This is a genomic window from Pseudomonas panipatensis, assembly GCF_900099785.1.
GTDB classification, from domain to species: Bacteria; Pseudomonadota; Gammaproteobacteria; order Pseudomonadales; family Pseudomonadaceae; genus Pseudomonas; species Pseudomonas panipatensis.
In genome coordinates this window covers 437,793-461,956 of sequence record NZ_FNDS01000004.1, presented here as the reverse complement: position 1 = coordinate 461,956, position 24,164 = coordinate 437,793, and the positions used below count along the sequence as shown (strand labels likewise).

At 63.5% G+C, this 24,164-nt stretch carries 24 protein-coding genes; 14 read left to right on the top strand and 10 right to left on the bottom strand.

Annotated elements, in window-relative coordinates; genetic code table 11:
• Nucleotides 1-35: 35 nt before the first annotated feature.
• The 6 genes from ispF to rpoS all read left to right on the top strand — a co-directional run bounded on the left by ispF (nucleotide 36) and on the right by rpoS (nucleotide 5,012).
• Nucleotides 36-509 (top strand): 2-C-methyl-D-erythritol 2,4-cyclodiphosphate synthase, encoded by a 474-nt coding sequence (gene ispF, locus BLQ74_RS12475; RefSeq protein WP_090262870.1) that lies wholly within the window; start codon nucleotides 36-38, stop codon nucleotides 507-509.
• Nucleotides 506-1,564, top strand: coding sequence for a tRNA pseudouridine(13) synthase TruD (gene truD / locus BLQ74_RS12470; RefSeq protein WP_090262869.1), 1,059 nt, complete (start codon nucleotides 506-508; stop codon nucleotides 1,562-1,564). Before ispF ends, truD begins: the two co-directional genes overlap by 4 nt.
• Nucleotides 1,552-2,310: a 5'/3'-nucleotidase SurE gene (gene surE, locus BLQ74_RS12465; RefSeq protein ID WP_090262868.1), complete on the top strand. Its 759-nt coding sequence runs from the start codon at nucleotides 1,552-1,554 to the stop codon at nucleotides 2,308-2,310. The genes truD and surE overlap by 13 nt, the downstream gene beginning before the upstream one ends.
• Before the next feature lie 22 nt (nucleotides 2,311-2,332).
• Nucleotides 2,333-2,968 carry a protein-L-isoaspartate(D-aspartate) O-methyltransferase gene (locus BLQ74_RS12460; RefSeq protein ID WP_090262919.1) on the top strand — a complete coding sequence of 212 codons (636 nt, stop codon included), beginning with the start codon at nucleotides 2,333-2,335 and terminating at the stop codon, nucleotides 2,966-2,968.
• Between the two features lie 65 nt (nucleotides 2,969-3,033).
• A complete protein-coding gene (locus BLQ74_RS12455; RefSeq protein ID WP_090262867.1) occupies nucleotides 3,034-3,912 on the top strand; it encodes a peptidoglycan DD-metalloendopeptidase family protein in 879 nt (292 codons plus the stop codon).
• A 95-nt stretch (nucleotides 3,913-4,007) separates the two neighbouring features.
• Nucleotides 4,008-5,012, top strand: a complete 1,005-nt coding sequence (rpoS, locus tag BLQ74_RS12450) for an RNA polymerase sigma factor RpoS (RefSeq protein WP_090262866.1) — start codon at nucleotides 4,008-4,010, stop codon at nucleotides 5,010-5,012.
• A 428-nt stretch (nucleotides 5,013-5,440) separates the two neighbouring features.
• Here the strand turns inward: rpoS and fdxA are convergent, their stop codons facing one another.
• Both fdxA and mutS read right to left on the bottom strand, forming a co-directional pair.
• The gene (gene fdxA, locus BLQ74_RS12445; RefSeq protein WP_009616706.1) at nucleotides 5,441-5,764 is read right to left on the bottom strand and encodes a ferredoxin FdxA; all 324 of its coding nucleotides are present in this window, start codon (nucleotides 5,762-5,764) and stop codon (nucleotides 5,441-5,443) included.
• 66 nt (nucleotides 5,765-5,830) lie between these two features.
• Complete coding sequence (gene mutS, locus BLQ74_RS12440) at nucleotides 5,831-8,404, bottom strand: DNA mismatch repair protein MutS (RefSeq protein ID WP_170842793.1); 2,574 nt, start codon at nucleotides 8,402-8,404, stop codon at nucleotides 5,831-5,833.
• Nucleotides 8,405-8,489: 85 nt separating this feature from the next.
• Here mutS and BLQ74_RS12435 point away from each other — a divergent pair, with 85 nt between their 5' ends.
• From BLQ74_RS12435 to recX, 3 genes are all read left to right on the top strand, one after another.
• Nucleotides 8,490-9,002, top strand: coding sequence for a CinA family protein (locus BLQ74_RS12435; RefSeq protein WP_090262865.1), 513 nt, complete (start codon nucleotides 8,490-8,492; stop codon nucleotides 9,000-9,002).
• Between the two features lie 86 nt (nucleotides 9,003-9,088).
• Nucleotides 9,089-10,150 (top strand): recombinase RecA, encoded by a 1,062-nt coding sequence (gene recA / locus BLQ74_RS12430; protein ID WP_090262864.1) that lies wholly within the window; start codon nucleotides 9,089-9,091, stop codon nucleotides 10,148-10,150.
• Between the two features lie 8 nt (nucleotides 10,151-10,158).
• Nucleotides 10,159-10,623: a recombination regulator RecX gene (gene recX, locus BLQ74_RS12425; RefSeq protein WP_090262863.1), complete on the top strand. Its 465-nt coding sequence runs from the start codon at nucleotides 10,159-10,161 to the stop codon at nucleotides 10,621-10,623.
• A 211-nt stretch (nucleotides 10,624-10,834) separates the two neighbouring features.
• On the opposite strand, the gene BLQ74_RS12420 is transcribed toward recX, so the two are convergent.
• Together BLQ74_RS12420 and BLQ74_RS12415 are read right to left on the bottom strand one after the other, a co-directional pair.
• Complete coding sequence (locus tag BLQ74_RS12420; RefSeq protein WP_090262862.1) at nucleotides 10,835-11,908, bottom strand: LOG family protein; 1,074 nt, start codon at nucleotides 11,906-11,908, stop codon at nucleotides 10,835-10,837.
• A gap of 84 nt (nucleotides 11,909-11,992) precedes the next feature.
• The gene (locus BLQ74_RS12415; protein ID WP_090262861.1) at nucleotides 11,993-13,414 is read right to left on the bottom strand and encodes an MBL fold metallo-hydrolase RNA specificity domain-containing protein; all 1,422 of its coding nucleotides are present in this window, start codon (nucleotides 13,412-13,414) and stop codon (nucleotides 11,993-11,995) included.
• Between the two features lie 122 nt (nucleotides 13,415-13,536).
• Here BLQ74_RS12415 and BLQ74_RS12410 point away from each other — a divergent pair, with 122 nt between their 5' ends.
• On the top strand, nucleotides 13,537-15,942 hold the full coding sequence (locus BLQ74_RS12410; protein ID WP_090262917.1) for a phosphoketolase family protein: 2,406 nt from the start codon (nucleotides 13,537-13,539) through the stop codon (nucleotides 15,940-15,942).
• 7 nt (nucleotides 15,943-15,949) lie between these two features.
• On the opposite strand, the gene BLQ74_RS12405 is transcribed toward BLQ74_RS12410, so the two are convergent.
• Together BLQ74_RS12405 and BLQ74_RS12400 are read right to left on the bottom strand one after the other, a co-directional pair.
• Complete coding sequence (locus BLQ74_RS12405) at nucleotides 15,950-16,165, bottom strand: DUF3820 family protein (protein ID WP_090262860.1); 216 nt, start codon at nucleotides 16,163-16,165, stop codon at nucleotides 15,950-15,952.
• A gap of 13 nt (nucleotides 16,166-16,178) precedes the next feature.
• A complete protein-coding gene (locus BLQ74_RS12400; RefSeq protein ID WP_090262859.1) occupies nucleotides 16,179-16,586 on the bottom strand; it encodes a quorum-sensing-regulated virulence factor family protein in 408 nt (135 codons plus the stop codon).
• A gap of 207 nt (nucleotides 16,587-16,793) precedes the next feature.
• Here BLQ74_RS12400 and BLQ74_RS12395 point away from each other — a divergent pair, with 207 nt between their 5' ends.
• On the top strand, nucleotides 16,794-17,510 hold the full coding sequence (locus tag BLQ74_RS12395) for a tRNA-uridine aminocarboxypropyltransferase (protein ID WP_090262858.1): 717 nt from the start codon (nucleotides 16,794-16,796) through the stop codon (nucleotides 17,508-17,510).
• A 3-nt stretch (nucleotides 17,511-17,513) separates the two neighbouring features.
• On the opposite strand, the gene BLQ74_RS12390 is transcribed toward BLQ74_RS12395, so the two are convergent.
• Nucleotides 17,514-18,404, bottom strand: coding sequence for a DMT family transporter (locus tag BLQ74_RS12390; RefSeq protein WP_090262857.1), 891 nt, complete (start codon nucleotides 18,402-18,404; stop codon nucleotides 17,514-17,516).
• Nucleotides 18,405-18,639: 235 nt separating this feature from the next.
• On the opposite strand from BLQ74_RS12390, the gene erdR reads away from it, so the two are divergent.
• Both erdR and BLQ74_RS12380 read left to right on the top strand, forming a co-directional pair.
• Nucleotides 18,640-19,290 (top strand): response regulator transcription factor ErdR, encoded by a 651-nt coding sequence (gene erdR, locus BLQ74_RS12385; protein WP_090262856.1) that lies wholly within the window; start codon nucleotides 18,640-18,642, stop codon nucleotides 19,288-19,290.
• Nucleotides 19,291-19,373: 83 nt separating this feature from the next.
• Entirely contained in the window at nucleotides 19,374-19,745 is a 372-nt protein-coding gene (locus BLQ74_RS12380; protein WP_090262855.1) for a diacylglycerol kinase, read from the top strand.
• Between the two features lie 21 nt (nucleotides 19,746-19,766).
• On the opposite strand, the gene BLQ74_RS12375 is transcribed toward BLQ74_RS12380, so the two are convergent.
• The gene (locus tag BLQ74_RS12375; RefSeq protein ID WP_090262916.1) at nucleotides 19,767-20,693 is read right to left on the bottom strand and encodes a LysR family transcriptional regulator; all 927 of its coding nucleotides are present in this window, start codon (nucleotides 20,691-20,693) and stop codon (nucleotides 19,767-19,769) included.
• 233 nt (nucleotides 20,694-20,926) lie between these two features.
• On the opposite strand from BLQ74_RS12375, the gene fpr reads away from it, so the two are divergent.
• Complete coding sequence (gene fpr, locus BLQ74_RS12370) at nucleotides 20,927-21,703, top strand: ferredoxin-NADP reductase (protein ID WP_090262854.1); 777 nt, start codon at nucleotides 20,927-20,929, stop codon at nucleotides 21,701-21,703.
• A gap of 813 nt (nucleotides 21,704-22,516) precedes the next feature.
• Here the strand turns inward: fpr and tsaA are convergent.
• Nucleotides 22,517-23,218 (bottom strand): tRNA (N6-threonylcarbamoyladenosine(37)-N6)-methyltransferase TrmO, encoded by a 702-nt coding sequence (gene tsaA, locus BLQ74_RS12360; RefSeq protein WP_090262852.1) that lies wholly within the window; start codon nucleotides 23,216-23,218, stop codon nucleotides 22,517-22,519.
• 84 nt (nucleotides 23,219-23,302) lie between these two features.
• Nucleotides 23,303-24,073, bottom strand: a complete 771-nt coding sequence (locus tag BLQ74_RS12355; RefSeq protein WP_090262851.1) for an SDR family oxidoreductase — start codon at nucleotides 24,071-24,073, stop codon at nucleotides 23,303-23,305.
• Nucleotides 24,074-24,164: the final 91 nt, after the last annotated feature.

The window sequence follows — 24,164 nt, the reverse complement described above, 5'->3', positions numbered from 1 at the left end:
GAATCGACGCCCTGACTGACTCAGGGCGTTTTCTTATGCGTATCGGCCACGGCTACGACGTACACCGCTTCGGCGAGGGCGACTTCATCACCCTCGGCGGCGTGCGCATTCCCCACACATTCGGGCTGGTCGCCCATTCCGATGGCGACGTGCTGCTGCATGCCCTGGCCGACGCGTTGCTTGGCGCCTGTGCGCTGGGCGATATCGGCCGGCACTTCCCGGATACCGACCCGCAGTTCAAGGGCGCCGACAGTCGCGCGCTGCTGCGCCATGTGGTCGCGCTGGTTCAGGCCAAGGGCTGGCAAGTCGGCAACGTCGACGCCACCATCGTCGCGCAGGCACCGAAGATGGCGCCGCACATCGACCGCATGCGCGGCCATATCGCCGCCGACCTGCAGGTCGAACTCGATCAGGTCAACGTCAAGGCCACTACCACCGAGAAACTCGGTTTCACCGGTCGTGAAGAGGGTATCGCGGTACACGCCGTGGCCCTGCTGGTTCGCCCATGACCGAGCTGGAGCTGCTGGGTCCCCGCGCCCATGGCGAGCCTTGCGGTAGCGCGGTGCTCAAGGCGGTGGCGGAAGATTTCCAGGTCGACGAAGTGCTGGACATTCCCCTCAGTGGCGAAGGCGAGCACCTCTGGCTGTGGGTCGAGAAGCGCGACCTGAACACCGAGGAGGCCGCCCGTCGCCTGGCGCGCGCCGCTGGCGTGCCGATGAAGATGATCAGCTACGCCGGACTCAAGGATCGCCAGGCGCTGACTCGCCAGTGGTTCAGCCTGCACCTGCCGGGCAAGGCCGATCCTGACTTGGCGGCTGCCGAGGACGGCAGTCTGCGTGTGCTCAAGCGCACTCGCCACAGCCGCAAGCTGCAGCGTGGCGCCCATTCCGCCAACGGCTTCACCCTGCGCCTGACGCAGTTGCGCGCCGACAGCGCGGCGCTGGAGCAGCGCCTGCAACGCATCGCCGCCCAAGGCGTGCCCAATTATTTCGGCACTCAGCGCTTCGGTCATGCCGGGGGCAACCTGGTGGACGCCCGCAGTTGCGCCGAGCGCAACATTCTTCCAGGGCAGCGCAACCTGCGTTCGCGCCTGCTGTCGACGGCGCGCAGCTACCTGTTCAATCGCGTGCTGGCGGCGCGGGTGGCCGACGGCAGCTGGAACAGGGCACAGGTCGGCGATCTGTTGGCCTTCTCCGACAGCCGTAGCTTCTTTCCTGCCGGCGAGGCGGAATGTGCCGACCCGCGGCTGGACGCTCTGGACGTGCATCCCACCGGCCCGCTGTGGGGCAAGGGCGATTCGCCAGTGGGCGGCGCCGCGGCGGTAATCGAAGGCGCCCTGCAGGCGGATGAGCTGGCCCTGTGCCAGTGGTTGGGTGGTGCGGACCTGGCGCACGAACGGCGCATTCTGCGCCTCCCCATCCAGGGGCTGGCATGGCATTATCCCGCCCCTGACATTCTGCAACTGGAATTCGTCCTGCCGGCAGGCTGCTTCGCCACCGTCGTCGTGCGCGAGCTCGTCGAACTTGTACCGGCAGGGCAGACGGAAAACCCATGCGCATATTGATTGCCAACGACGACGGGGTTAACGCACCCGGCATCGCCGCGCTTTACGATGCGCTCTGCGAACATGCCGAGTGCGTTGTGATCGCACCTGAACAGGACCGCAGCGGCGCCAGCAGCTCGCTGACCCTGGACCGGCCGCTGCACGCGCAGCGGTTGAGCAATGGTTTCATCGGCATCGACGGCACGCCGACCGACTGCGTGCACCTGGGCCTGAACGGTCTGCTGGACACGCTGCCGGACATGGTCGTCTCGGGCATCAACCTGGGAGCGAACCTGGGTGACGACGTGCTTTATTCCGGCACCGTGGCCGCGGCCATCGAGGGGCGTTTCCTCGATCGTCCGGCGTTCGCCTTCTCGCTGCTATCACGTCAGCCGGACAATCTGTTCACCGCCATGCATTTCGCCCGCCTGCTGGTACAGTCCCACGAAGGGCTCGACCTGCCGCCGCGCACCGTGCTCAACGTCAACGTGCCGAACCTGCCGCTGGAACGCATCCGCGGCGTCCAGTTGACCCGCCTCGGCCACCGCAAGCGCGCCGCCGCGCCGGTCAAGGTGGTCAATCCACGGGGCCGCGAAGGGTACTGGATCGCCGCCGCGGGCGATGTCGAGGATGGCGGTGAAGGCACCGATTTCCATGCGGTCATGCAGGGCTACGTATCGGTCACGCCGTTGCAACTGGATCGCACCTTCCATGAAGCATTCGGTGGGCTGAAAGACTGGATCGGGGGGCTGGACCATGGCAGATGAACTGACGCGTCGTGGCATCGGCATGACCTCCCAGCGTACACGCGAGCGCTTGATTCAGCGCCTGTACGAGGAGGGCCTGTCCAACGCCCATGTGCTCGAAGTGATTCGCCGCACGCCGCGCCATCTGTTCGTCGACGAGGCCCTGGCGCATCGCGCTTACGAAGACACCGCCTTGCCGATCGGGCACAACCAGACCATCTCGCAACCTTTCATGGTGGCGCGGATGACCGAGTTGCTGCTGGCCGCCGGCCCGCTGGACAAGGTACTGGAGATCGGCACCGGTTCCGGCTACCAGACCGCGGTACTGGCGCAACTGGTCGAGCGCGTGTTCTCGGTCGAGCGCATCCAGTCACTGCAGGACCGCGCCAAGGAGCGCCTGGCGGAGCTAAACCTGAGAAATGTGGTCTTTCGCTGGGGCGATGGCTGGGAAGGTTGGTCGGCGCTGGCGCCGTACAACGGTATTATCGTCACCGCCGCGGCCGCTGAAGTGCCCCAGGCCTTGCTGGACCAGCTCGCGCCGGGGGGGCGCCTGGTGATTCCGGTGGGCAGCGGTGAAGTGCAGCAGCTCATGCTCATCGTGCGTACCGATAGCGGCTTTGAGCGGCGTACCCTGGATTCAGTGCGTTTCGTTCCCCTGCTCAACGGCCCGCTAGGCTGAAGCTCAGCGGGGCAGTCGAGCTCTCGACAGTGGATAACAGCCGGCGACCTGCCGGGCATATTTCGATGGATAAGGGGGAAGGGGTGAGCCTGATCGCAGCCCTGCAGCAACGGAACTGGATCAAAAGCGCATGTCAGCTGCTGCTGACGGCGGCCCTCTGCTCCCTTCTCGCCGCCTGCGCCTCCTCATCGGGAAACAAGGCCAAGGTGGTCGACCGCAACGACAGTGGCGCCGAGCACTCGCCTGCGGTCACCAGCGGGCAGTACGTGGTGCACCGTGGCGACACCCTGTACTCCATTGCCTTCCGCTATGGCTGGGACTGGAAAGCCCTGGCCGCGCACAACAACATCCCGGCGCCCTACACCATCCGTCCCGGCCAGGCGATCCGCTTTGGCGGCAGCGCATCGTCCGAGCCGTCGGTCGTCACGAAAAATGCGCCGCCTGTCGCACCTGTGGTGGTCAGCAAGGCCAATGCCACGCCGCAGACGCCCGCCAAGCCAGCTCCGGCAGCCGTTGCGAGCACTCCGCCAGCCCCCGTCAGCAGTGCGCCTTCCCAGTCCGCGGGGCGGGGTGTCGACGGTTGGATGTGGCCGACCAGCGGCACTTTGATAGGGCGCTTTGCATCAAACGGGAGTTTGAATAAAGGGATTGATATAGCCGGACAATTGGGCCAGCCTGTTTTGGCTGCGTCCAATGGCACGGTCGTGTACGCCGGTAGTGGTTTGCGGGGCTACGGTGAACTCGTGATCATCAAGCACAGCGATACCTACGTGAGCGCCTATGGTCACAACCGCAGGCTGCTCGTTCGGGAAGGGCAACAGGTCAAAGTCGGGCAGAATATTGCCGAGATGGGATCTACAGGCACGGACCGGGTGAAGCTGCACTTCGAGATTCGCCGCCAGGGTAAACCCGTGGACCCCTTGCAATACCTGCCATCTCGCTGATCGCTGTCGTTTCCCTACGTGGGTGAGCGGGCTCGGGCGTCCTAAGGATATGGACCCGTCTGGGCTTGTGGCCGAACTCAGCAAGGGATAACGACATGGCACTCAAAAAAGAAGGGCCGGAGTTTGACGTTGATGACGAGCTGCTCCTGCTGGAGCCTGGCATCATTTTCGAAGAGTCACTTGCCGAAGAGCAGGTCTCGCTTCAGGTCACTCCCAAAGCTACCTCTCTCTCCTCACTCAAGCAGCACAAACACATCGACTACAGCCGGGCTCTGGATGCCACACAGCTGTACCTGAATGAAATCGGCTTTTCCCCTCTGCTCACGCCAGAAGAGGAAGTCCATTTTGCCCGTCTGGCACAGAAGGGCGACCCCGCCGGCCGACGGCGGATGATCGAAAGTAACCTGCGTCTGGTCGTGAAGATCGCCCGGCGCTATGTCAATCGGGGACTTTCGCTGCTGGATCTGATCGAAGAGGGCAACCTCGGCTTGATCCGCGCGGTCGAGAAGTTCGACCCGGAGCGGGGCTTCCGCTTCTCCACCTATGCGACCTGGTGGATTCGTCAGACCATCGAACGGGCCATCATGAATCAGACCCGCACCATTCGCCTGCCGATCCATGTGGTCAAAGAGCTGAATGTCTACCTGCGCGCGGCTCGGGAACTGACGCACAAGCTGGACCACGAACCTTCCCCCGAGGAAATCGCCAATCTGTTGGAGAAGCCGGTGGATGAGGTCAAGCGTATGCTCGGCCTCAACGAGCGGGTGACGTCGGTGGACGTGTCCCTGGGGCCGGACTCCGACAAGACGCTGCTCGATACCCTGACGGACGATCGACCGACCGATCCTTGCGAACTGCTGCAGGATGACGATCTGAGCGAGAGCATCGATCAGTGGCTGTCCGAGCTGACCGACAAGCAGCGCGAAGTGGTCATTCGCCGCTTTGGCCTGCGCGGCCACGAGAGCAGCACGCTGGAGGAGGTTGGCCAGGAAATCGGCCTGACTCGCGAGCGGGTGCGGCAGATCCAGGTCGAGGCGCTCAAGCGCTTGCGGGAGATCCTCGAAAAGAATGGGCTGTCGAGCGATGCGCTCTTCCAGTAATTCTTAAGCGCGTATGAAGAAGCCCGGATGATTCCGGGCTTTTTTTATACGCGCTATGTAAGCGATCGCTTACATGTGGTGTAAGTGATCGCAGGCGTTGAGTGCCAGCAAGCGCGGATTTAGTCCGGGGCTGTTTTGATAACTGTATGTTTTTTATTGATTTTTTGTTTTGAAAGCGACATCCGGACGGCTCTGAATCGGGCTCGTCATCAGCTTGCGGCGCGGCGCCGGATCGCTAATATCACTCCTGCGTCCAGGGAAAGACGCAGGTCGATAAGGACATCGATCAGGAAATCGCGGGATGCGATTCATCAGGATGATGAGTAAGGAAGGGAGCGGGCGGGTAAATCCCGCCCCTTTTTTTGTCTGCGAAAAAGTGTCCCGCCAGAAACTCGAAGGCCCGCACTCGGCGGGCCTTGAGGGAGCGATCAGCGCTCCAGGTGCTTCAGCTTGTCGGCGACACCATCCCACTCTTCGGCGTCCGGCAGCGGATCTTTCTTCTCGGTGATGTTCGGCCAAACCTCGGCCAGATCCTTGTTCAGCTCGATGAACTCCTGCATGTTCTCCGGCACTTCGTCTTCGGAGAAGATCGCCTGAGCCGGGCATTCAGGCTCGCAAAGTGCACAGTCGATGCACTCGTCCGGGTGAATGACCAGGAAGTTCGGGCCTTCGTAGAAGCAGTCCACCGGGCAGACTTCCACGCAGTCGGTGTATTTGCACTTGATGCAGTTGTCGGTGACGACGAAGGTCATTTTCTAATTCTCTCCTCAGGCGGGCGGCACAGCGCGCGCGATTCTAGCAGCTTGTTCGGTGTCGCGTCAGATTCGCGTCTTCCATGCATATAACAAATCCAGCGCCTGGCGGGGCGTCAGATCATCGGGTTGGATGCGCGACAATTCATCGATCAGTGGGTGCGGCAGGCTGGCGAACAGGTCGCTTTGCATGGGCGCCGCAGGCTTGCCGTCGTTCTTGCGCGGCGCTTCGTGCGGCAGGCTGGTGGTCTCCAGACGAGCCAGATGCTCGCGGGCGCGCTGAATGACCGCACCAGGGACGCCGGCCAGTTGCGCCACCGCCAGGCCGTAGCTCTGGCTGGCCGGACCGGGCAGTACGTGGTGCAGGAAAACGATGCGCTCGTTGTGCTCGGTAGCGTTGAGATGCACGTTAGCCACCGCCGGCTCGCTTTCCGGCAGCACGGTCAGCTCGAAATAGTGGGTGGCGAACAGGGTGAAGGCACGCAGCCGGGCCAGGTGTTCCGCCGCGGCCCAGGCCAGTGACAAGCCGTCGAAGGTGCTGGTGCCACGGCCGACTTCGTCCATCAGCACCAGGCTGCGATCGGTGGCGTTGTGCAGGATATTGGCGGTTTCGCTCATTTCCACCATGAAAGTGGAGCGGCCGCCGGCGAGGTCATCGGAAGAGCCGATGCGGGTGAAGATGCGATCGACCAGGGACAGCTCGCACTTGGCTGCCGGAACGAAGCTGCCGATGTGGGCCAGCAGCACGATCAGCGCGGTTTGCCGCATGTAGGTCGATTTACCCCCCATGTTCGGGCCGGTGATCACCAGCATGCGGGTGTCTTCGTCGAGCGCCAGGTCGTTGGCCACGAAGGGCGTCTCCAGCACTTGCTCGACCACCGGGTGGCGTCCCTGTTCGATATGAATTCCGGACTCTTCGACGAACTGCGGACGATTGAGATCGAGGTTCAGCGCGCGCTCGGCGAGGTTGGCCAGCACATCCAGTTCGGCCAGTGCCGCAGCCGTGTCCTGCAGCGGCGCCAACTGCGCAATCAGCAGTTCCAGCAGTTCCTCGTACAGCTGCTTCTCGCGCGCCAGCGCCCGGCTCTGGGCGGACAGCGCCTTGTCTTCGAAGGCCTTCAGTTCCGGGGTGATGAAGCGCTCGGCGCCTTTCAGCGTCTGTCGGCGGATGTAGTCGGCTGGCGCCTGTTCGGCCTGCACGCGGGGCAGCTCGATGAAATAGCCGTGGATGCGGTTATAGCCGACCTTCAGATTGGGCAGACCGGTGCGGGCCTTCTCGCGGGTTTCCAGGTCCATGAGGAACTGCCCGGCGTTTTCGCTGAGGGTCTGCAATTCGTCCAGTTCCGCATCGTAGCCGCGCTTGATCACGCCACCGTCACGGATCACTGCCGGTGGGTTGTCGATGATCGCTTTCGCCAGCAGCTCCGCGAGCTCCGGATAGGTGCGGATGCTGGCTGCCAGTTCGCCCAGGTGCGGGGCTTCCAGCTCGGTCATGCCGCGCTGCAGTTCCGGCAGCGCCGCCAGGGCGTCGCGCAGGCGCGCCAGGTCGCGTGGACGGGCGTTGCGCAGGCCGATGCGGGCGAGGATGCGCTCGACGTCGCCGATTTCCTTGAGCTGGGGCTGCAGGTTCTCGAAACGGTAGCGCTCGAGCAGGCAGGCGATCGACTCCTGGCGGGCCTCCAGCACCGCGCGGTCGCGCAGCGGACGGTTCAGCCAGCGGGTCAGCAGGCGGCTGCCCATGGCAGTCTGGCAGCGATCGACCACCGACTGCAGGGTGTTGTCGCGGCCACCGCCGAGGTTGGTGTCCAGTTCCAGATTGCGGCGGCTGGCGCCATCGAGGATGACGGTGTCGTCCAGGCGCTCATGGCGCAGGCTGCGCAGGTGCGGCAGGGCGGTGCGCTGGGTTTCCTTGGCATAGCCCAGCAGGCAGCCGGCGGCGCCGATGGCCAGGGTCAGCTCCTGGCAACCGAAGCCCTTCAGGTCCTGGGTGCCGAATTGCTGGCAGAGACTCTTGTGCGCGGAGTCGCGGTCGAAGTCCCAGGGCGCGCGGCGGCGCACGCCGCGGCGTTTCTCCGCCGGCAGTCCGGCAGGCCAGTCGTCGGGAATCAGCAGTTCGGCGGGGTTCAGGCGTTCCAGTTCGGCCAGCAGGGTTTCCCAGCCGCGAATCTCCTGGACGCTGAAGCGGCCGCTGGTGATATCCAGCACGGCCAGGCCGAACAGCCGCTCGTCGCCGAGTACGGCGCCGAGCAGATTGTCGCGGCGCTCGTCGAGCAGTGCTTCGTCACTCACCGTGCCGGGGGTGATGATCCGCACGACCTGACGGTCGACCGGGCCTTTGCTGGTGGCCGGATCACCGATCTGCTCGCAGATCACCACCGACTCGCCGAGCTTGACCAGCTTGGCCAGGTAACCTTCGGCGGAGTGGAAGGGGATGCCCGCCATGGGAATGGCGTTGCCGGCCGATTGACCGCGCGCGGTCAGGGTGATGTCGAGCAACTTGGCGGCTTTCTTGGCGTCCTCGTAGAACAGCTCGTAGAAGTCGCCCATGCGGTAGAACATCAGCTGGTCCGGGTGCTGGTTCTTCAGCTTCCAGTATTGCTGCATCATCGGGGTGTGGGCGGAAAGGTCGCTCTGGCTCATGAGGTATCGGCTGTCCGGCTTCTATATATGCAAAAGCGCCTAGTGTACGGTATCCGCCCAACCTGCTTCAGCACCGGAGTACCTCATGCCCGTTACCGATGAAGGCATCACCGAGCTGGCCGCGCGGCTCGGCGTCGAACTGCAACGCTTGCAGGTCAAGGTGACTACCGCCGAGTCCTGCACCGGTGGTGGAATCGCCGAGGCCATTACCCGTATCGCCGGAAGTTCCGCCTGGTTCGAGGCGGGCTACGTGACTTATTCCAACGCACAGAAGACCGCCCAGCTGGGGGTTCCCGCGACGCTGTTCCCACAGGTCGGCGCGGTCAGCCGGGAGGTGGTCGAAGCCATGGCGGCAGGCGCCCAGGTACGCAGCGGTGCGCGCTTCGCCGTAGCCGTCAGTGGTATCGCCGGGCCGGATGGCGGATCGCCGACAAAGCCGGTAGGAACCGTCTGGTTGTGCTGGGCCGACGGCGAGCGCTATCTGCCTCGGCGCTTCCATTTCCAAGGTGACCGGGCCGCTGTGCGTCGCCAGGCGGTGGCGACGGCTCTGGATGGCCTGCTGCGACTGGTCGTCGGGGAAAATCCCCCGCAGGGGTAGGCGAGCGACTTGCCCTGTGGAATAATACTGTCTACTTATACAGTTGTTCGTGGCCGTCCGGCCGCCCTGACTTCGCGAGGACTTCAATGGACGAGAACAAGAAGCGCGCCCTGGCCGCGGCCCTGGGACAGATCGAGCGCCAATTCGGCAAAGGCGCGGTCATGCGCATGGGCGATCATGATCGCCAGGCCATCCCGGCCATCTCCACCGGCTCGCTGGGCCTGGACATCGCCCTTGGCATCGGCGGTCTGCCCAAAGGTCGTATCGTCGAAATCTATGGCCCGGAATCCTCGGGTAAGACCACACTGACCCTGTCGGTCATCGCCGAAGCCCAGAAGCAGGGCGCCACCTGTGCCTTCGTCGATGCCGAGCACGCCCTGGACCCGGATTATGCCGGCAAGCTGGGCGTGAACGTCGATGACTTGCTGGTTTCGCAGCCGGATACCGGCGAACAGGCCCTGGAAATCACCGATATGCTGGTGCGCTCCAATGCCGTCGACGTGATCATCGTCGACTCGGTGGCGGCCCTGGTGCCCAAGGCCGAGATCGAAGGTGAGATGGGCGACCAGCACGTTGGCCTGCAGGCCCGTCTGATGTCCCAGGCGCTGCGCAAGATCACCGGTAACATCAAGAATGCCAACTGCCTGGTCATCTTCATCAACCAGATTCGTATGAAGATCGGTGTGATGTTCGGCAACCCGGAAACCACCACCGGCGGTAACGCCCTGAAGTTCTATTCCTCCGTGCGCCTGGATATTCGCCGCACCGGTGCGGTGAAGGAGGGCGACGAAGTGGTCGGCAGCGAAACCCGCGTCAAAGTGGTGAAGAACAAGGTGGCGCCGCCGTTCCGTCAGGCGGAGTTCCAGATTCTCTATGGCAAGGGTATCTACCGCACTGGCGAGATCATCGACCTGGGCGTGCAACTGGGCCTGGTCGAGAAATCCGGTGCCTGGTACAGCTACCAAGGCAGCAAGATCGGCCAGGGCAAAGCCAATGCCGCCAAGTACCTGGAAGAGAACGCGGAAATCTGCGCGGTGCTGGACAAGGCCATCCGCGAACAGCTGCTGACCAACCAGCCTGCGCCGAGCAAGGCCGAACTGGCCGCTGCCGAAGCGGCTGAGGCGGCTGAAGCCGATCTCGACTACTGATCGCGCCCATGCCGACCGTGCTCGATACGCCCGCCGCTGTTCGGCGGGCCGCCATGGACCTCCTGGCACGACGCGAGCACGGTCGCGCTGAGTTATCCCGCAAGTTGCGCCAGCGCGGCGCCGCGCAGGAACTCATCGATCCCGCCCTCGAACGCCTGGCCGAGGAGGGGTTGCTCAACGAATCACGCTACCTGGAAAGCTACATTGCCAGTCGCGCCCGCAGTGGCTACGGTCCCCTGCGTATTCGAGAGGAACTTTCGCAACGGGGCTTGCCACGTGGCGAAATCGAGCAGGCGCTTGCCGCTGCGGACATCGACTGGCGAGGCCAGTTGCAGGAAGTCTGGCGGCGCAAGTTCCCGGCGTTGCCGAAGGACGCCCGTGAACGTGCCCAGCAGGGGCGTTTCCTCAGTTACCGCGGTTACTCCATGGAGGCGATCAATCGCCTGTTCAGTGGACGCGCTTTCGACGACTGATCCCGCTCTCCGCGCCCCGCTTTTGGTTTGCACCTCTGCACCTCTGCACCGAACGCTGCATTATCCGTGCGGCTTCGTTCCTTGTTCTGTAACGGTGGATACCCGTTGCCGTCGGCCAGCTCAGGCCGAGCGCTCGATCTGCCACGCGCCAATCCGCACCGGCTGGGCCGGGCGGCTGGTTTCGTGGCGTGCGGACGAGGTCGAGCGGGCGTTATTCGACCCAGTTTTCCGGCAGGTTGATGTAGTTCACCAATTCCCGCAGACGGCCATGGTCGCGACCATTGAAGGCAAAGGCCAGGCGCGTGAGCTTGGTGAATTCCGGCTCGTCCTGCTCCAGTTCACTGTAGGGCTGCTGGTGGAATCCATCGCGCAGGCAGAGGTCGGAGAATGCCTCGTGCAGATGCGCGAGGGCCTGCTCATTGAGGCGGTGGTTGAGACGGATGACGAAGTTGTCCTTGAGCCAGCGACTGGAGTGGAAGTTGCTGTAGAAGCGGGCGATTTCCTCCACCGCGTCTTCCACTGAATAGACCAGCCGCATCAGGTTCATGTCGCTGGGGAGGATGTAGTGGTTGTCCGCCAACTGTTCCTCGATGAATTGCAGTCCCTGTTCCCAGTAGCGGCCGCCCGGTTGATCGAGCAGTACGACCGGCACCAGGGGGCTCTTGCCGGTCTGGATCAGCGTCAGAACCTCCAGGGCCTCATCCAGGGTGCCGAAGCCGCCAGGGCAGAGCACCAGGGCGTCTGCTTCCTTGACGAAGAACAGTTTGCGCAGGAAGAAGAAGTGGAACGACAGCAGGTTGCTGCTCCCGTCCACCGTCCGGTTCGCGTGCTGCTCGAATGGCAGGGTGATATTGAAGCCCAGGCTGTTTTCCAGGCCGGCGCCTTCGTGGGCGGCCGCCATGATGCCGCCGCCAGCGCCGGTGATGACCATCAGGTCGTAGCGCGCCAAGGTCTTGCCCAGCTCGCGGGCCTGCGCATAGAGCGGATGATTGGCCGGGGTGCGCGCGGAGCCGAACACCGTGACCTTGCGCCGGCGCTTGAACTGCTCGAGGGTGCAGAAGGCGTGCTCCATCTCGCGCAGGGTCTGCAGCATGATCTTGGCGTCCCAGCGGTTACGGTCGGCCTGGGCCATGCGGGCCACGGTGAAGAGCATTTCACGGTACAGCGGCAGGTTCGGACTGCCACCGGGGACGGCCAGCGTCGCCAGTTCCTCGACTTTCTGCGTGAGGTCGGTTCCGCTGGTCTGGAAGTGTCTGGAGAGATAGTCGTCGGGTTCATACGGCATAGGGATACTCCTTGTTCATCAACCCCTTGGGGCTGGCCGCGCCAGTCTGAGGTGCTGGCTACGGCAGCCTCTGATGACCCTGTTTCAGATAGCGATGCGATCCCCCGGTTCCGGAATGTTGGCTTTCCAGTCGAGGCGTTCGAGCAGGGTGCGTTGCAGCACGTCCATTTTCGCTCGTTCACCATGTATTAGGTATAGCTCGGGTTTGTGCTCGAAGTGGCTAACCCACTGAATCAACTGTGATTGCCCCGCATGGGCGGAGAACCCGCCGAGGGTGTGGATCTTCGCCCGCACGGCGATGCGCTGGCGCAACACCCGCACGCTCTCCGCGCCTTCGACGATGGCTCGGCCCAGGGTGCCCTGGGCCTGGAAGCCGGGGAACACCACATGACACTCTTCGCGCCAGAGGTTGTGCTTGAAGTGATGGACGATGCGGCCACCGGTGCACATGCCGCTGCCGGCGATGATGATGGCGCCGCTCTTGATGCGATTGATCGCCATGGATTCATCCGGCGTCTGGGTGGTGCGCAGCACGGGTAGCCACTCCGATAGCTTCACGGTTCCGGTGCCGCGGATGTACTCGCGATCGGTATCGGAAAACTCCCCGGTGTGACGCAGGTAGATATCGTTGGCGCGGGCGGCCATCGGGCTGTCGAGGAAGACCATCTGCTGCGGCAGGCGGCCCTCCTGATAGAAGCGGCCCAGGTAGTAGATCAGATCCTGGGTGCGGCCGACGGCGAAGGCCGGGATGAGCACGTTGCCACCGTCTTTCTGCGCCTGTTCGAGTATCTCTGCCAGTTCCTGCAGGGTTTCGTGATTGTCGCGGTGATCGCGGTCGCCGTAGGTGGATTCGAGCAGCACCACATCGGCACGGCTCAGAGGGGTAGGCGTGCGCATCAGCGGCGAGCAGGTATTGCCGAGGTCGCCGGAGAACACCAGGCGGCGGGTCAGGCCCTGCTCGTGGATCTCGATCTCGACGATGGCCGAGCCGAGGATATGGCCGGCGTTATGGAAGGTGACGCGCACGCCGTGGGCCACTTCCACGGTGCTGCCATAGCTTATGCCGCGGCGCAGGGTCAGGGCCTTCTCGGCATCGTCCTGGGTGTAGATGGGGCTGATTGGCGGACGCCCCAAACGCGCGCGCCACTTGTTTTCCCACTCGGCGTCCTTTTCCTGGATGTTCGCCGAGTCCATCAGCATCAGTTCCAGCAGCTCACAACAGGATTCCGTCGCATAGATCGGTCCCTTGTAGCCTTCCTTCGCCAGGCGCGGCAGCAGACCGCTGTGGTCGATATGGGCGTGGGAGATGACGACTGCCTTCAGTGACTTGGGGTCGAAAGGGAAGGCCGCGCGGTTGCTGGCTTCGTTGTCGCGGCTGCCCTGGCGCTCGTTACGTCCCTGACGCATGCCGCATTCGAGCAGAACCCGATCGCCATTGTGGGTCTCCAGCAGGTAGCAGGAGCCGGTAACTTCCTGGATTGCGCCGATGAAAGTAAGTAAAGCCATGGAGCCTCCTCTGCAAAATGGACTTCAGACTCGCGTAGTCGGACGGAAATGGCGTTGATGCAAATCAGCGCCCTTCCGATCTGGCGACCTAGACTTCCCCCATTACCCTAGGAGATTCGATGATGCCCCAGATACTGCCCAGCCCCGACGAGCTGGCCGCGCACGCAGCGGCGGAGCCTACATTCGCCGACTGGTTACGCGGGCGCGGTCCGCTTGAGCATAGCGCGCAGACCCAGGCCGCGGTTTTCCGAATGGCTCATCAATTGGTCCAAGCGGGCCTGCAACCCGATCTGGCCAGCGTCTATCGGCTGTTCCATGCCTTGGACCGCCTGACTTGCGCCGGCCTCTGGCTGGTGGTGCACATGACCTATGCCCGCCGGGTACGGATGGATGGCCAGGCGTTGCTGGCCGAGGACTTCAAGCCGAGTCCCGAGGGCCACACCGGTGGCGCGCTGAACATGGTGCCGGCCTACGCCGGCTACCTCGCCCTGAATGCCCTGACCGGGCAGACCCGCGGTTGGCTCATGGGGCAAGGGCACTGTGTGGCGGCGATCGAGGCGCTCAATGTGCTGACCGGCAATCTGCAGCCGGAGCAGGCGCAGGTCTACGCTGGCGGCGCCGCCGGTTTCGATCGCCTGGTGCAGGATTTCTACAGTTATGCGCAAAGCGCCGATGGCAGCGTCGCCGCGCCCCTGGGCAGCCACGTCAACCCGCACACCGCCGGGGGCATAGCGGAGGGTGGTTATCTCGGTTTCGCCGAACTGCAGTACGCGCATATGCCGTTGCCGGGCGAGACCTTGGTGACCTTCCTCTCCGACGGCGCCGCCGAGGAGCAGCGTGGCAGTGACTGGATTCCGCGCTGGTGGCGCGCCGAGGACTGCGGTGTGGCGCTACCGGTGATGATCGCCAACGGTCGGCGTATCGAGCAACGTACCCAGCTCGGTACCCATGAGGGGCTGGAGGGCTTCAAACAGCACTTGCGTGGGTGTGGCTTCGATCCCTTGACCTTCGACGGTCGCGACCCGGCGGCCTTCGTCTGCGCCCTGTGGGAGATGGAGCAACGCCTGAGCCACCGGGTCAACGAGAAAAACTGCGGAATTCTGCATTACCCGCTGCCGATTCCTTACGGCATCGCCGAAACGGTGAAGGGCTTCGGCTTCTATGGCGCCGGTAGCAATGCGGCACACAACCTGCCATTGCCGGGCAACCCGCATGTGGATGCGAATGCCCGTGAGTTGTTCAATCAGCATGTCGCACCGCTCTGGGTGGGGGAGGAGGAGTTGGACGCGGCTTGCGCGCGCTTCGCCGCCTCGCGCCAGGGGCGTCTGTTGGAGCGGGATAACCCGTTGGCGTTGCGCCGGCCGATAGAGCCGATGATTCCCGCGCTGCTCTATCGCGCTGACCAGTGCTCACCGATGGCGGCTCTGGACCGTTTCTTCGTCGAGCTTTGCCAGGCCAATCCCGACTTGCGTGCCCGCGTCGGTAACCCCGACGAGTTGGCCAGCAATCGCCTGGGCGGGGTGCTCAAGGCCCTCAAACATCGGGTTTGCCAAGCGGAAAGCGAGCTGGAAGCGCTCGATGGGCGGATCATCACTGCGCTCAACGAGGAGGCGGTGGTCTCTGCCTGCCTGGGCAACCAGGGTGGGCTCAACCTGGTCGCCAGCTATGAGGCGTTCTGCGTGAAGATGCTCGGTGCGGTACGCCAGACCCTGATTTTCGCCCGCTTGCAGAAGGAAGCCGGGCGGCCGGCCGGTTGGCTGGGCTGGCCGCTGGTGGCGACTTCGCATACCTGGGAGAACGGCAAGAACCAGCAGTCGCACCAGGACACCACCTTCTGCGAAAGTCTGCTTGGCGAGATGAGCGACATGGTCCGGGTGCTTTTCCCGGCCGACCACAACAGCGTTCTTGCCTTGCTGCCCGACATCTACCGTAGCCGCGGGCAACTGGCGTGCATGGTCATTCCCAAGCGTGAACGACCGAATCTGTTCGATCAGGCCCAGGCGGAGCAACTGGCGCGTGACGGCGCCATCGTGGTGGAAGAGCATCCGGGCAGCGAGCCGCTGTTGCTGATTGCCAATGGCAGTTATCAACTGGCGGAAATGCGCAGGGCCGCCGATCGCCTGAGCGAAGCCGGCTACCCCTATCGCCTGGTCTACCTGCAGGAGCCGGGACGCTTCCGCGCGCCGCGTGACAACTGGGAGCTGCAGGCGGTGGCCGACGAGGCGGTGACCGAACGGCTATTTCCCGATCATTACGAGCGGCGTGTACTGCTGACCCACATGCGCCCGGAAGTGGCGCGTGGGCATCTCTGGCCGATCCTGCCGGATGCGCTGAAAACCTCGGTGCTGGGGTATCGCAATCGCGGTGGGACGCTGGACGAGGCCGGCATGCTGTTCGCCAACCGCGCCTGCTGGGGGAACGTGCTTGCAGCCTGCGCACGTCTGCTGGAAGTGCCGCGTACGGCGCTGCTCACCGCCGAAGAAGCCGCCGCGGTGGCGGGCAAGGGCGATCCGCGGGCGCTGCGCTGAGCGTCGGTCAGCGCTTGAGCGGTTTGAGCAGGCCGTCGAGGCCGTCGATCTTCAGTTCCAGGGTGAGCTGCATCAGTTGCCCCAGCTCACCCGGCGGGAAGCCGCCTTTCTTGTAGAACCACAGCAGGTACTCTTCCGGCAGGTCGACCAGCATGCGCCCCTGGTACTTGCCGAAGGGCATGGGCGTGGGGGCGATCTTCAGCAACTGCTGTTTGTCGAGCATGGCGGTCGCCGGCTCACTTCTGCAGTTTGATGTGGCAGCTACCGGCGTCGAAGCGCTCGACGGCGACCGGCTTGTTGGTTTTGTACTCGGTGAACGAGTAGGTCAGGATGGCGCCCTTGGCCAGCAATTGGCGGTAGCCGGTATTGCTGCAGACGCTGTCACCCAACTGGCTGCGCACGCTGTCCGGGTTGGCGCGCATTCTTTCGGCATGGCTGGCGCGCACGCTGAGGTGGTTGATCAGTTGGTTACCCTCAACGGTGTAGCCTTGATCGAGGATGTCTTCGTTGATCGCGCGGGGCGTGCCTTCGCTGCTTTCCTTGGCGACTTTCTGCAGTGTCTTGCTCAGCTCGTAGTCTTTCAGTGACGCGGCATGGGCCGCCGGTAGGACGAGGCAGAGGGCGAGGGCGGTGAGGCGCAGCATGGACTTCTCCTGACAATGGTGCCGATTCGACCGTGCGGACCCCATCGGGTTCGCCGGTTGTTCAGGGGCGCTATTGTCCCTGAAAACAGTGCGCCTGCCGAGGCGCCGTTGCCGCAGAGCGCTCTGCTACAATCGCCGCCCCGCATTGTTGTCCTGGTTCGCACGCTCGATGTCCCGAAAGCCCCGTTACCGCCTGGTGGCGCGACCATGAGTCACGCCGTTGCCCGTTTGCGCGCCGAGCGCCTGGCCCGCTGCGTGAAGCCCTTTATCGCGCGCGGCTCGCGTTCACCACGCTGCCCGGGGTGCCGCCTGCGTCCGAACTATTGCATGTGCGCCTGGCGGCCACAGGTGGAAAGCCATTCCGCCATGTGCCTGCTGATGTTCGATACCGAGCCCTTGAAACCCAGCAATACCGGCTGGCTGATCGCCGAGACGGTGCCGCAGACCTGGGCCTTCGGCTGGTCGCGGACCAGCGTCGATCCGGCATTGCTGGCGCTGCTCGACGACCCTCAGTGGCAGCCCTATGTGGTTTTCCCCGGCGAATACGTGGCGGCGGAGCGGGTGCGGGATAGCGTCGAACCGACGACGGGCAAGCGCCCACTGTTCATCCTGCTCGATGCCACCTGGACCGAAGCTCGCAAGATGTTTCGCAAGAGTCCCTATCTGGATCGCTTCCCGATTCTCAGCCTGACGCCGGAGCAGCTTTCGCGCTATCGCCTGCGCCGCTCCACCCGTGGCGAGCACCTCTGCACCGCCGAGGTCGCCGCGCTCTGCCTGGGGCTGGCCGGTGACCAGCGCGCAGGGGATGCGCTGGACGCCTACCTGGATGTCTTCAGCGAGCGCTACCTGGAAGCCAAGCGGCAGCAGCCGCTGGACGAGCAGAGCCCGGCGCACCTGGCCCTGCGGCCTTTCACCGCGCTCTGATACTCAGGCGGGCCTGGCCTCCGTCACGGCTTTCTGCGGCCACAACTGCGCCACCAGCATGCCGGCCAGCATCAGCGCGCAGCCCAGATAGCCGCGCGGGTGCAGGCTCTCGTCGAGGAACAGCGCGCCGGCGATGGCGGCGAATACCGCTTCCAGCGAAAGGATGATGGCGGCATGGGAAGCAATGGCGTGCTTCTGCGCCACCACCTGCAGGGTGTAGCCGATAGCCACCGCGACAATGCCGCCGTAGAGCAGGGCAGGGCCGGCCTTGAGAATCGCTGCCAGATGCACTTCCTCGACGATCAGCGCGGTGACCAGGCTGATCACCCCGCACACGGCGAACTGCAGGCAGGCCAGGCGTACCGGGTCGTAGCGGCTGGCGAAATAGCCCACCAGCAGCACGTGCACGCCCCAGACCAGCGCGCCGGCCAGTTGCAGCCAGTCGCCCGAGGCGACCTGGAAGTTGTCGCCGACGCTGAGCAGGAACATGCCGATCACCGCCAGGCAGGCGCCCAGCCAGGTGCCCAGGCCGGTGCGGTGGCCGAACAGCAGGCCGAGCAGCGGCACGATGATCACGTAGAGGCCGGTGATGAACCCGGAATTGGTCACGCTGGTGAACAGCAGGCCGACCTGCTGCAGGTTGATGCCGATGGTCAGCGCCAGGCCCAGCGCCGCGCCGCCCAGCAGCAGGCCGCGATTGAACGGTTGCGGTGCCGTCTGGCCGCGGCGCAGTACCAGCGGCAGCAGCACCAGGGCACCGATGCAGAAGCGCAGGCCGGAAAACAGGAAGGGGCCGATGGCATCCATGCCCAGGCGCTGGGCGACGAAGGCGGCGCCCCAGATCATCGCGGTAATCAGCATCAGGATGTCGGCGCGCAGGGCTTGGCTCTTCATGGCATTCTCGGCAGGTAAAAGAGCGCAACTCTGCCGCAAGGTCCATGCTTTGAAAAGACGCTCGGCGTCTCTGCGGGAGCGCCAGGAAAAACACTATTGATGGCGCAATGGTGCATTCTCGACAGGCATCCGCGGCTGTCTTTGCGTACAATGCGCCAACGATGCTCAGACATTTCCTGCGCTGGTCCGGCTGTTACCCACGGCCGGGATCGAGCTCGGCCATAAAGGACCGTTCATGGCTTCCTACGAAATCCTGATCGCTGACGATCATCCGCTGTTCCGCAGTGCTCTGCATCAAGCCCTGACCTTGGGCCTGGGTCCCGAAGCGAAGCTGGTGGAGGCGGCGAGCATCGCCGAGCTGGAGGCCAGGCTCAATGACAAGGCGGACTGGGATCTAGTCCTGCTCGACCTGAACATGCCTGGCGCCTATGGCTTCTCCGGCTTGGTCCTGTTGCGTGGACAATACCCGCAGATTCCCGTTGTGATGATCTCCGCCCAGGAAGATGCCGCGGTGGTGCAGCGTTCGCGCGAGTTCGGCGCCAGCGGTTTCATTCCCAAGTCCAGCGACATGGCCACCTTGCAGCAGGCGGTGCGCGCGGTGCTCGATGGGGATGTCTGGTGGCCGCCGCAGGTCGACTCGGTGACCGAACTGAGCGATGAGGTCCGCGCCGCCAGCGCCGGTCTCGCCAGCCTGACGCCGCAGCAATTCCGTGTTCTGACGATGGTCTGCGAAGGCCTGCTGAACAAGCAGATCGCCTTCGAGCTGAACGTCTCGGAGGCGACCGTGAAGGCCCATGTCACGGCGATCTTCCGCAAGCTCAACGTGCGTACCCGCACGCAAGCGGCCCTGCTGCTGCAACAGATGGAAACGGTTCCCTCGTCCTGAACCGCGGGAACTGCCATTTCGCGCCATCCTTTTTCGCTGCGCCTGGTTTAGAGTGCCGCGTCTTTTTTTGTAGAGATTCCGCAGTGTCATCCTCTCCCTTCAAAGGCCAGACAGGCCTGAAACGCGTCCTCAATGCCACCGGCTATTCCCTTGCCGGCTTTTCCGCCGCCTTCCGCGGTGAAGCAGCGTTCCGCCAGTTGGTGCTGATCAATGCGGTACTGATTCCGCTGTCGTTCTTCTGCCACGTCAGTCGCGGCGAGCGCGCACTGATGATCGCCGTGTGCCTGCTCGCCCTGATCGTCGAGCTGCTCAATTCCGCGGTAGAGGCGGTGGTCGATCGCGTTTCGCTGGAGCGCCATCCGCTGTCGAAGAACGCCAAGGATATGGGCAGCGCCGCGCAGTTCGTCGCCTTGACCATCATCACCGTGGTCTGGGCGGTGATCCTGCTGGGTTGATTGCCCTCCTGGCGCGCCGCGTCAGGGAATCATCGGCAGGACGATTTCGTCGCTGCGGCTGATCCCGGCGGTTTCGCTGCGACAGAGTTCGAGGAAGTCGCGCATGGTCGCGGTCTGGTACTTCTGCCGGTGCCAGATGAAATAGAACTGCCGACGCAGGTCCAGATCCGGGGTCTCCACCGGCACCAGGCTGCCGCGGCGGAAGGCGTCGCGCAGCGCCAGGCGTGAGATGCAGCCGATGCCCAGGCCGGATTCGACGGCGCGCTTGATGGCTTCGGTGTGCTCCAGTTCCAGGCGGATATTCAGGGGCTCCCGGTGGTGACGCATGGCCTGGTCGAAGGTCAGGCGGGTGCCCGAGCCTTGTTCGCGAAGAATCCACGCCTCGCTGTTCAGACGCTCCAGATCGATCGGGCCGGCGTTGGCCAGGGGGTGCTGCGGGGCGCAGAACACCACGAGTTCGTCTTCCATCCAGGGCTGCACCTCGATGTCCGTATGCTGGCAGTCGCCTTCGATCAAGCCCAGGTCGAGTTCGTAGTGGGCGACGCGCTGTACCACATGGGCGGTGTTGTGAACGTGCAGGCGCACCCGGCAATCCGGCTGGCGCTGCATGAACGCACCGATCAACAGAGTCGCCAGGTAGTTACCGATGGTCAGCGTGGCGCCCAGGTCCAGCGAACCGAAGGCACTCTTGCCATTGAGCAGGCTTTCTATCTCGCCGCCGCGGTCGAGCAGGGCGACCGCTTGTGGCAGCAACTGACGGCCGAGTGCATTGAGCGTCAGGCGTTTGCCGGCGCGGTCGAACAGTTTGCAGTCGAATTGCCGCTCCAGTTCACCGAGCGCGGTACTGGTGGCTGACTGCGACATGGACAGGGCTTCGGCGGCGCGCGACACGCTTTCCTGCTGGGCCACGGCGACGAAGACTTCCAGCTGGCGCAGGGTGAATTTCATGCTGATCGGTGGCTCCGGCAGGGGCATTTGGCGCGACATTTGGTCGCCCGTAAGCGCTGGAAGCTGGCGTTATGCTGGCGCGCACCCGCTGTGCTTCGGGCCTTATCTGCGTTTTGGATTAGCAATATCCAGATAATTTATTTTGCGGATATTGTGGCCCCCTATAAAATGTCGCGCAATCGCGCTACATCCGGATTCTGCTGGGGTGCGCCACGATTCTCTAGGAGTCCTTGATGAGCAACCTGTACACCGAGCGCGTTCTCAGCGTGCACCACTGGAACGACACCCTGTTCAGCTTCAAGACCACCCGTAACCCGGGGTTGCGCTTCAAGACCGGTCAGTTCGTGATGATCGGCCTGGAAGTCAACGGTCGCCCGCTGATGCGCGCCTACAGTATTGCCAGCCCGAACTACGAAGAGCACCTGGAGTTCTTCAGCATCAAGGTGCCGGACGGTCCGCTGACGTCGCGTCTGCAGCACCTCAAGGAGGGCGACGAGCTGATGGTCAGCCGCAAGCCCACCGGCACCCTGGTGCTGGACGACCTCAAGCCGGGCAAGCACCTCTACCTGCTGAGCACCGGCACCGGCATGGCGCCGTTCCTCAGCGTCATCCAGGATCCGGAAGTCTACGAGAAGTTCGACAAGGTCATCCTGGTTCACGGCGTGCGCTGGGTCAGTGAGCTGGCCTATGCCGACTTCATCACCAAGGTCCTGCCGGAGCACGAGTATTTCGGCGAGATGGTGAAAGAGAAGCTGATCTACTACCCCCTGGTGACCCGCGAAGAGTTCCGCAACATGGGCCGCCAGACCGACTTGATGCGCAGTGGCAAGCTGTTCGCCGACATCGGCCTGCCGCCGATGAACCCGCAGGACGATCGCGCGATGATCTGCGGCAGCCCGAGCATGCTCGACGAGACCAGCGCGGTGCTGGACGGTTTCGGCCTGCAGATTTCCCCGCGCATGGGCGAGCCGGGCGATTACTTGATCGAGCGTGCGTTCGTCGAGAAGTAAGCGCAGCCTTCTGGAAAAGCCCGCCAGATGGCGGGCTTTTTCATTTCAGTCGAAAACCATTGATCAAGTTTTCTTGTTTCGCTTCTTGTTAAGTTCTTGAGGCGAAGTCATTGCATGGTGGTGGCAGCCTTGCGGGAGTTCGTGTGGGCTCGATTACGCTGATATATATCGTATGTGACTCTGTTTTCTCACTATTATTTAGTAAGTGTGGTGTTTTCACATTCTGCCGATGAATTGCTGCTCATAAGTCCATGCCGGTGTTTGTAGGGCTGAGGGAGACTTTTTTCGCAATCATTGACGTCAAACGGAGCATCGCACGGGCCGCCATTGCCAATAGTAAAAGGCGGATTCTCACTTTTTCCCGGTTTGGAAAATTTCCTAAATACTCAATATGACCAGCCGTTCACAGTAGTCGTTCAATATTTCTGCTTATGTCATTGCTGACGCAGTAGTCAGCATATAGCCCCTATCGTTGCATGTCGGGTGTTAATCCTGCATGCGCTAATGGAACTTTAGAGGTAGGAGAGAGTGGAAGACATAAGCAAGTTCTCACTGAGTAAGGGTGACGAACTGAGGAAGGTTCTTGCCAAAGTCAGGGATGGCCAACAGAGTCTGCTGCATCCGACACTCATCGAGTTGCTCGCGTATCTCGGCTACTTGAGCAGCGCTAACGGCTGTTCGCAGTTGACGCTCAAGAGTTATCGGCTGTTGCGCACGAGACGCCGCTGTTTTCTGTCCTGGCGCTGTTTCTAACCCAGATGATTGCAGGTCGCTGGTCGCCGCCGAGCGGATTGTCAGCGGCTACCTCGATGCTCAGCCATCTGTGCCCGGTTGCACGTCGAGCACGCGGATCACGCCAGGTTCAGGGTAGTGCCAGTGCACGTCGAGATCCCACAGGCGAGCGCCGTAGCGCCGTTCCGGGGTGGGTTTTTGGTAGGCCGGGCGCGGGTCCTGGGCCAGGCACTGTTCGATCAACTCGACCACCGGCTCGCCCAGGCGCAGCGCCTGTTCACCTGCCTGGATCAGCGCGCTCTCGCTCCATTGCACAGGAATAGGCGCCGGCGGTGCATCGGCGATGCCGTTATGGGCGTCGGCAACCGCGTCGGCATAGGGCACATAGGGCTTGATGTCGATGACCGGCGTGCCGTCCAGCAGGTCGATGCCGGATAGCCAGAGTCGTCCTGGCTCGACCCGATCCAGTTTCACCACCGATTGGCCGATGCCGTTCGGGCGGTGCGTGGCGCGGGTGGCGAATACGCCCAGCGAGCGGTTTCCACCCAGGCGCGGTGGCCGTACTTTCAAGCGGGGCTTGTCTTCCAGGGCTTGATGGAAGAGGAACAGCAACCAGACGTGGCTGATCCGTTCCAGCCCTTCGACTGCTTCGCCCTGGTCGAAGGGCGGCAATAGCTCCAGCACGCCGCGCGCGGCGGGCGCCAGTTGGGGCTGGCGCGGTATGGCGAATTTCTCCTTGAAACAGGAGCGGATATGGCCGATGGGGCTGATGGCGTAGGACATGGCGGATGGACGCTGGCGCAAAGAGCGCCATGGTAGCCGATTTGCCCCGGTCCGAGACTTCGCGGCCGGGGCAGCCCTCGCCGATCAGAGGTGGAAGCCCCCATCGATGGGAATGATGTTGCCGGTCATGTAGGCGCCGGCGGTGCTCGCCAGGCTGATCGCCAGGGCGGCCATTTCCGCTTCGCGGCCCCAACGGCCCATCGGGATGTAGGCATTGTCTTCGGCCAGCGCTTCCGGGTCGTTGGCGATATGCCGGGTCATTTTGCTCGGGAAGCGTCCGGGAGCGATCACGTTGACGTTGATGTGCTGCCCCACCAGCTCGCGGGCCAGCATGCGCGACAGTTGATGCAGGGCGGCCTTGCTCGGTCCGTAGGCGTAGGCCTGTTCGCCGAGGCTGGCGATGCCCGCCACCGAGCCGATGTTGATGACCCGCGCCGGACTTTCCGCCGAGCCTGCCTGACGCAGCAGCGGCAGCAGTTGCTGGATGCAGCCGAAAACCGCGGTGACGTTGAGCTGCATGACCTTGTCCCAGCCCGCCGCCGGATAGCTTTCCAGTGGCGCGCCCCAGGTGGTGCCGGCGTTGTTCACCAGAATGTCGAGCCGATCGATCCGCCGTTGCAGATCGGCGGCCATGGCGCGAACGCCTTCCTCGCCGGACAGGTTGGCGGGCAGGCCATGGCATTCGCCGTAGGCCGACAGTTCGTCGGCGGTCTGTGCGCAGGCATCGCCATCGCGGGCGCAGATGAACACGCGGGCGCCGGCTTCGAGGAAACCTTGGGCAATCATCCGGCCGATACCACGGGTACCGCCGGTGACCAGCGCGGTGCGGCCGGCCAGGCTGAAGTAGGGATGCATAGTGGGCTCCGAGTTGTTCTTGTGCGCCCACCCTAGCGCCAAGCGACGGGCCGGGCCGATCACTATCCAGGTCGAAAATGGTGGGTCATCG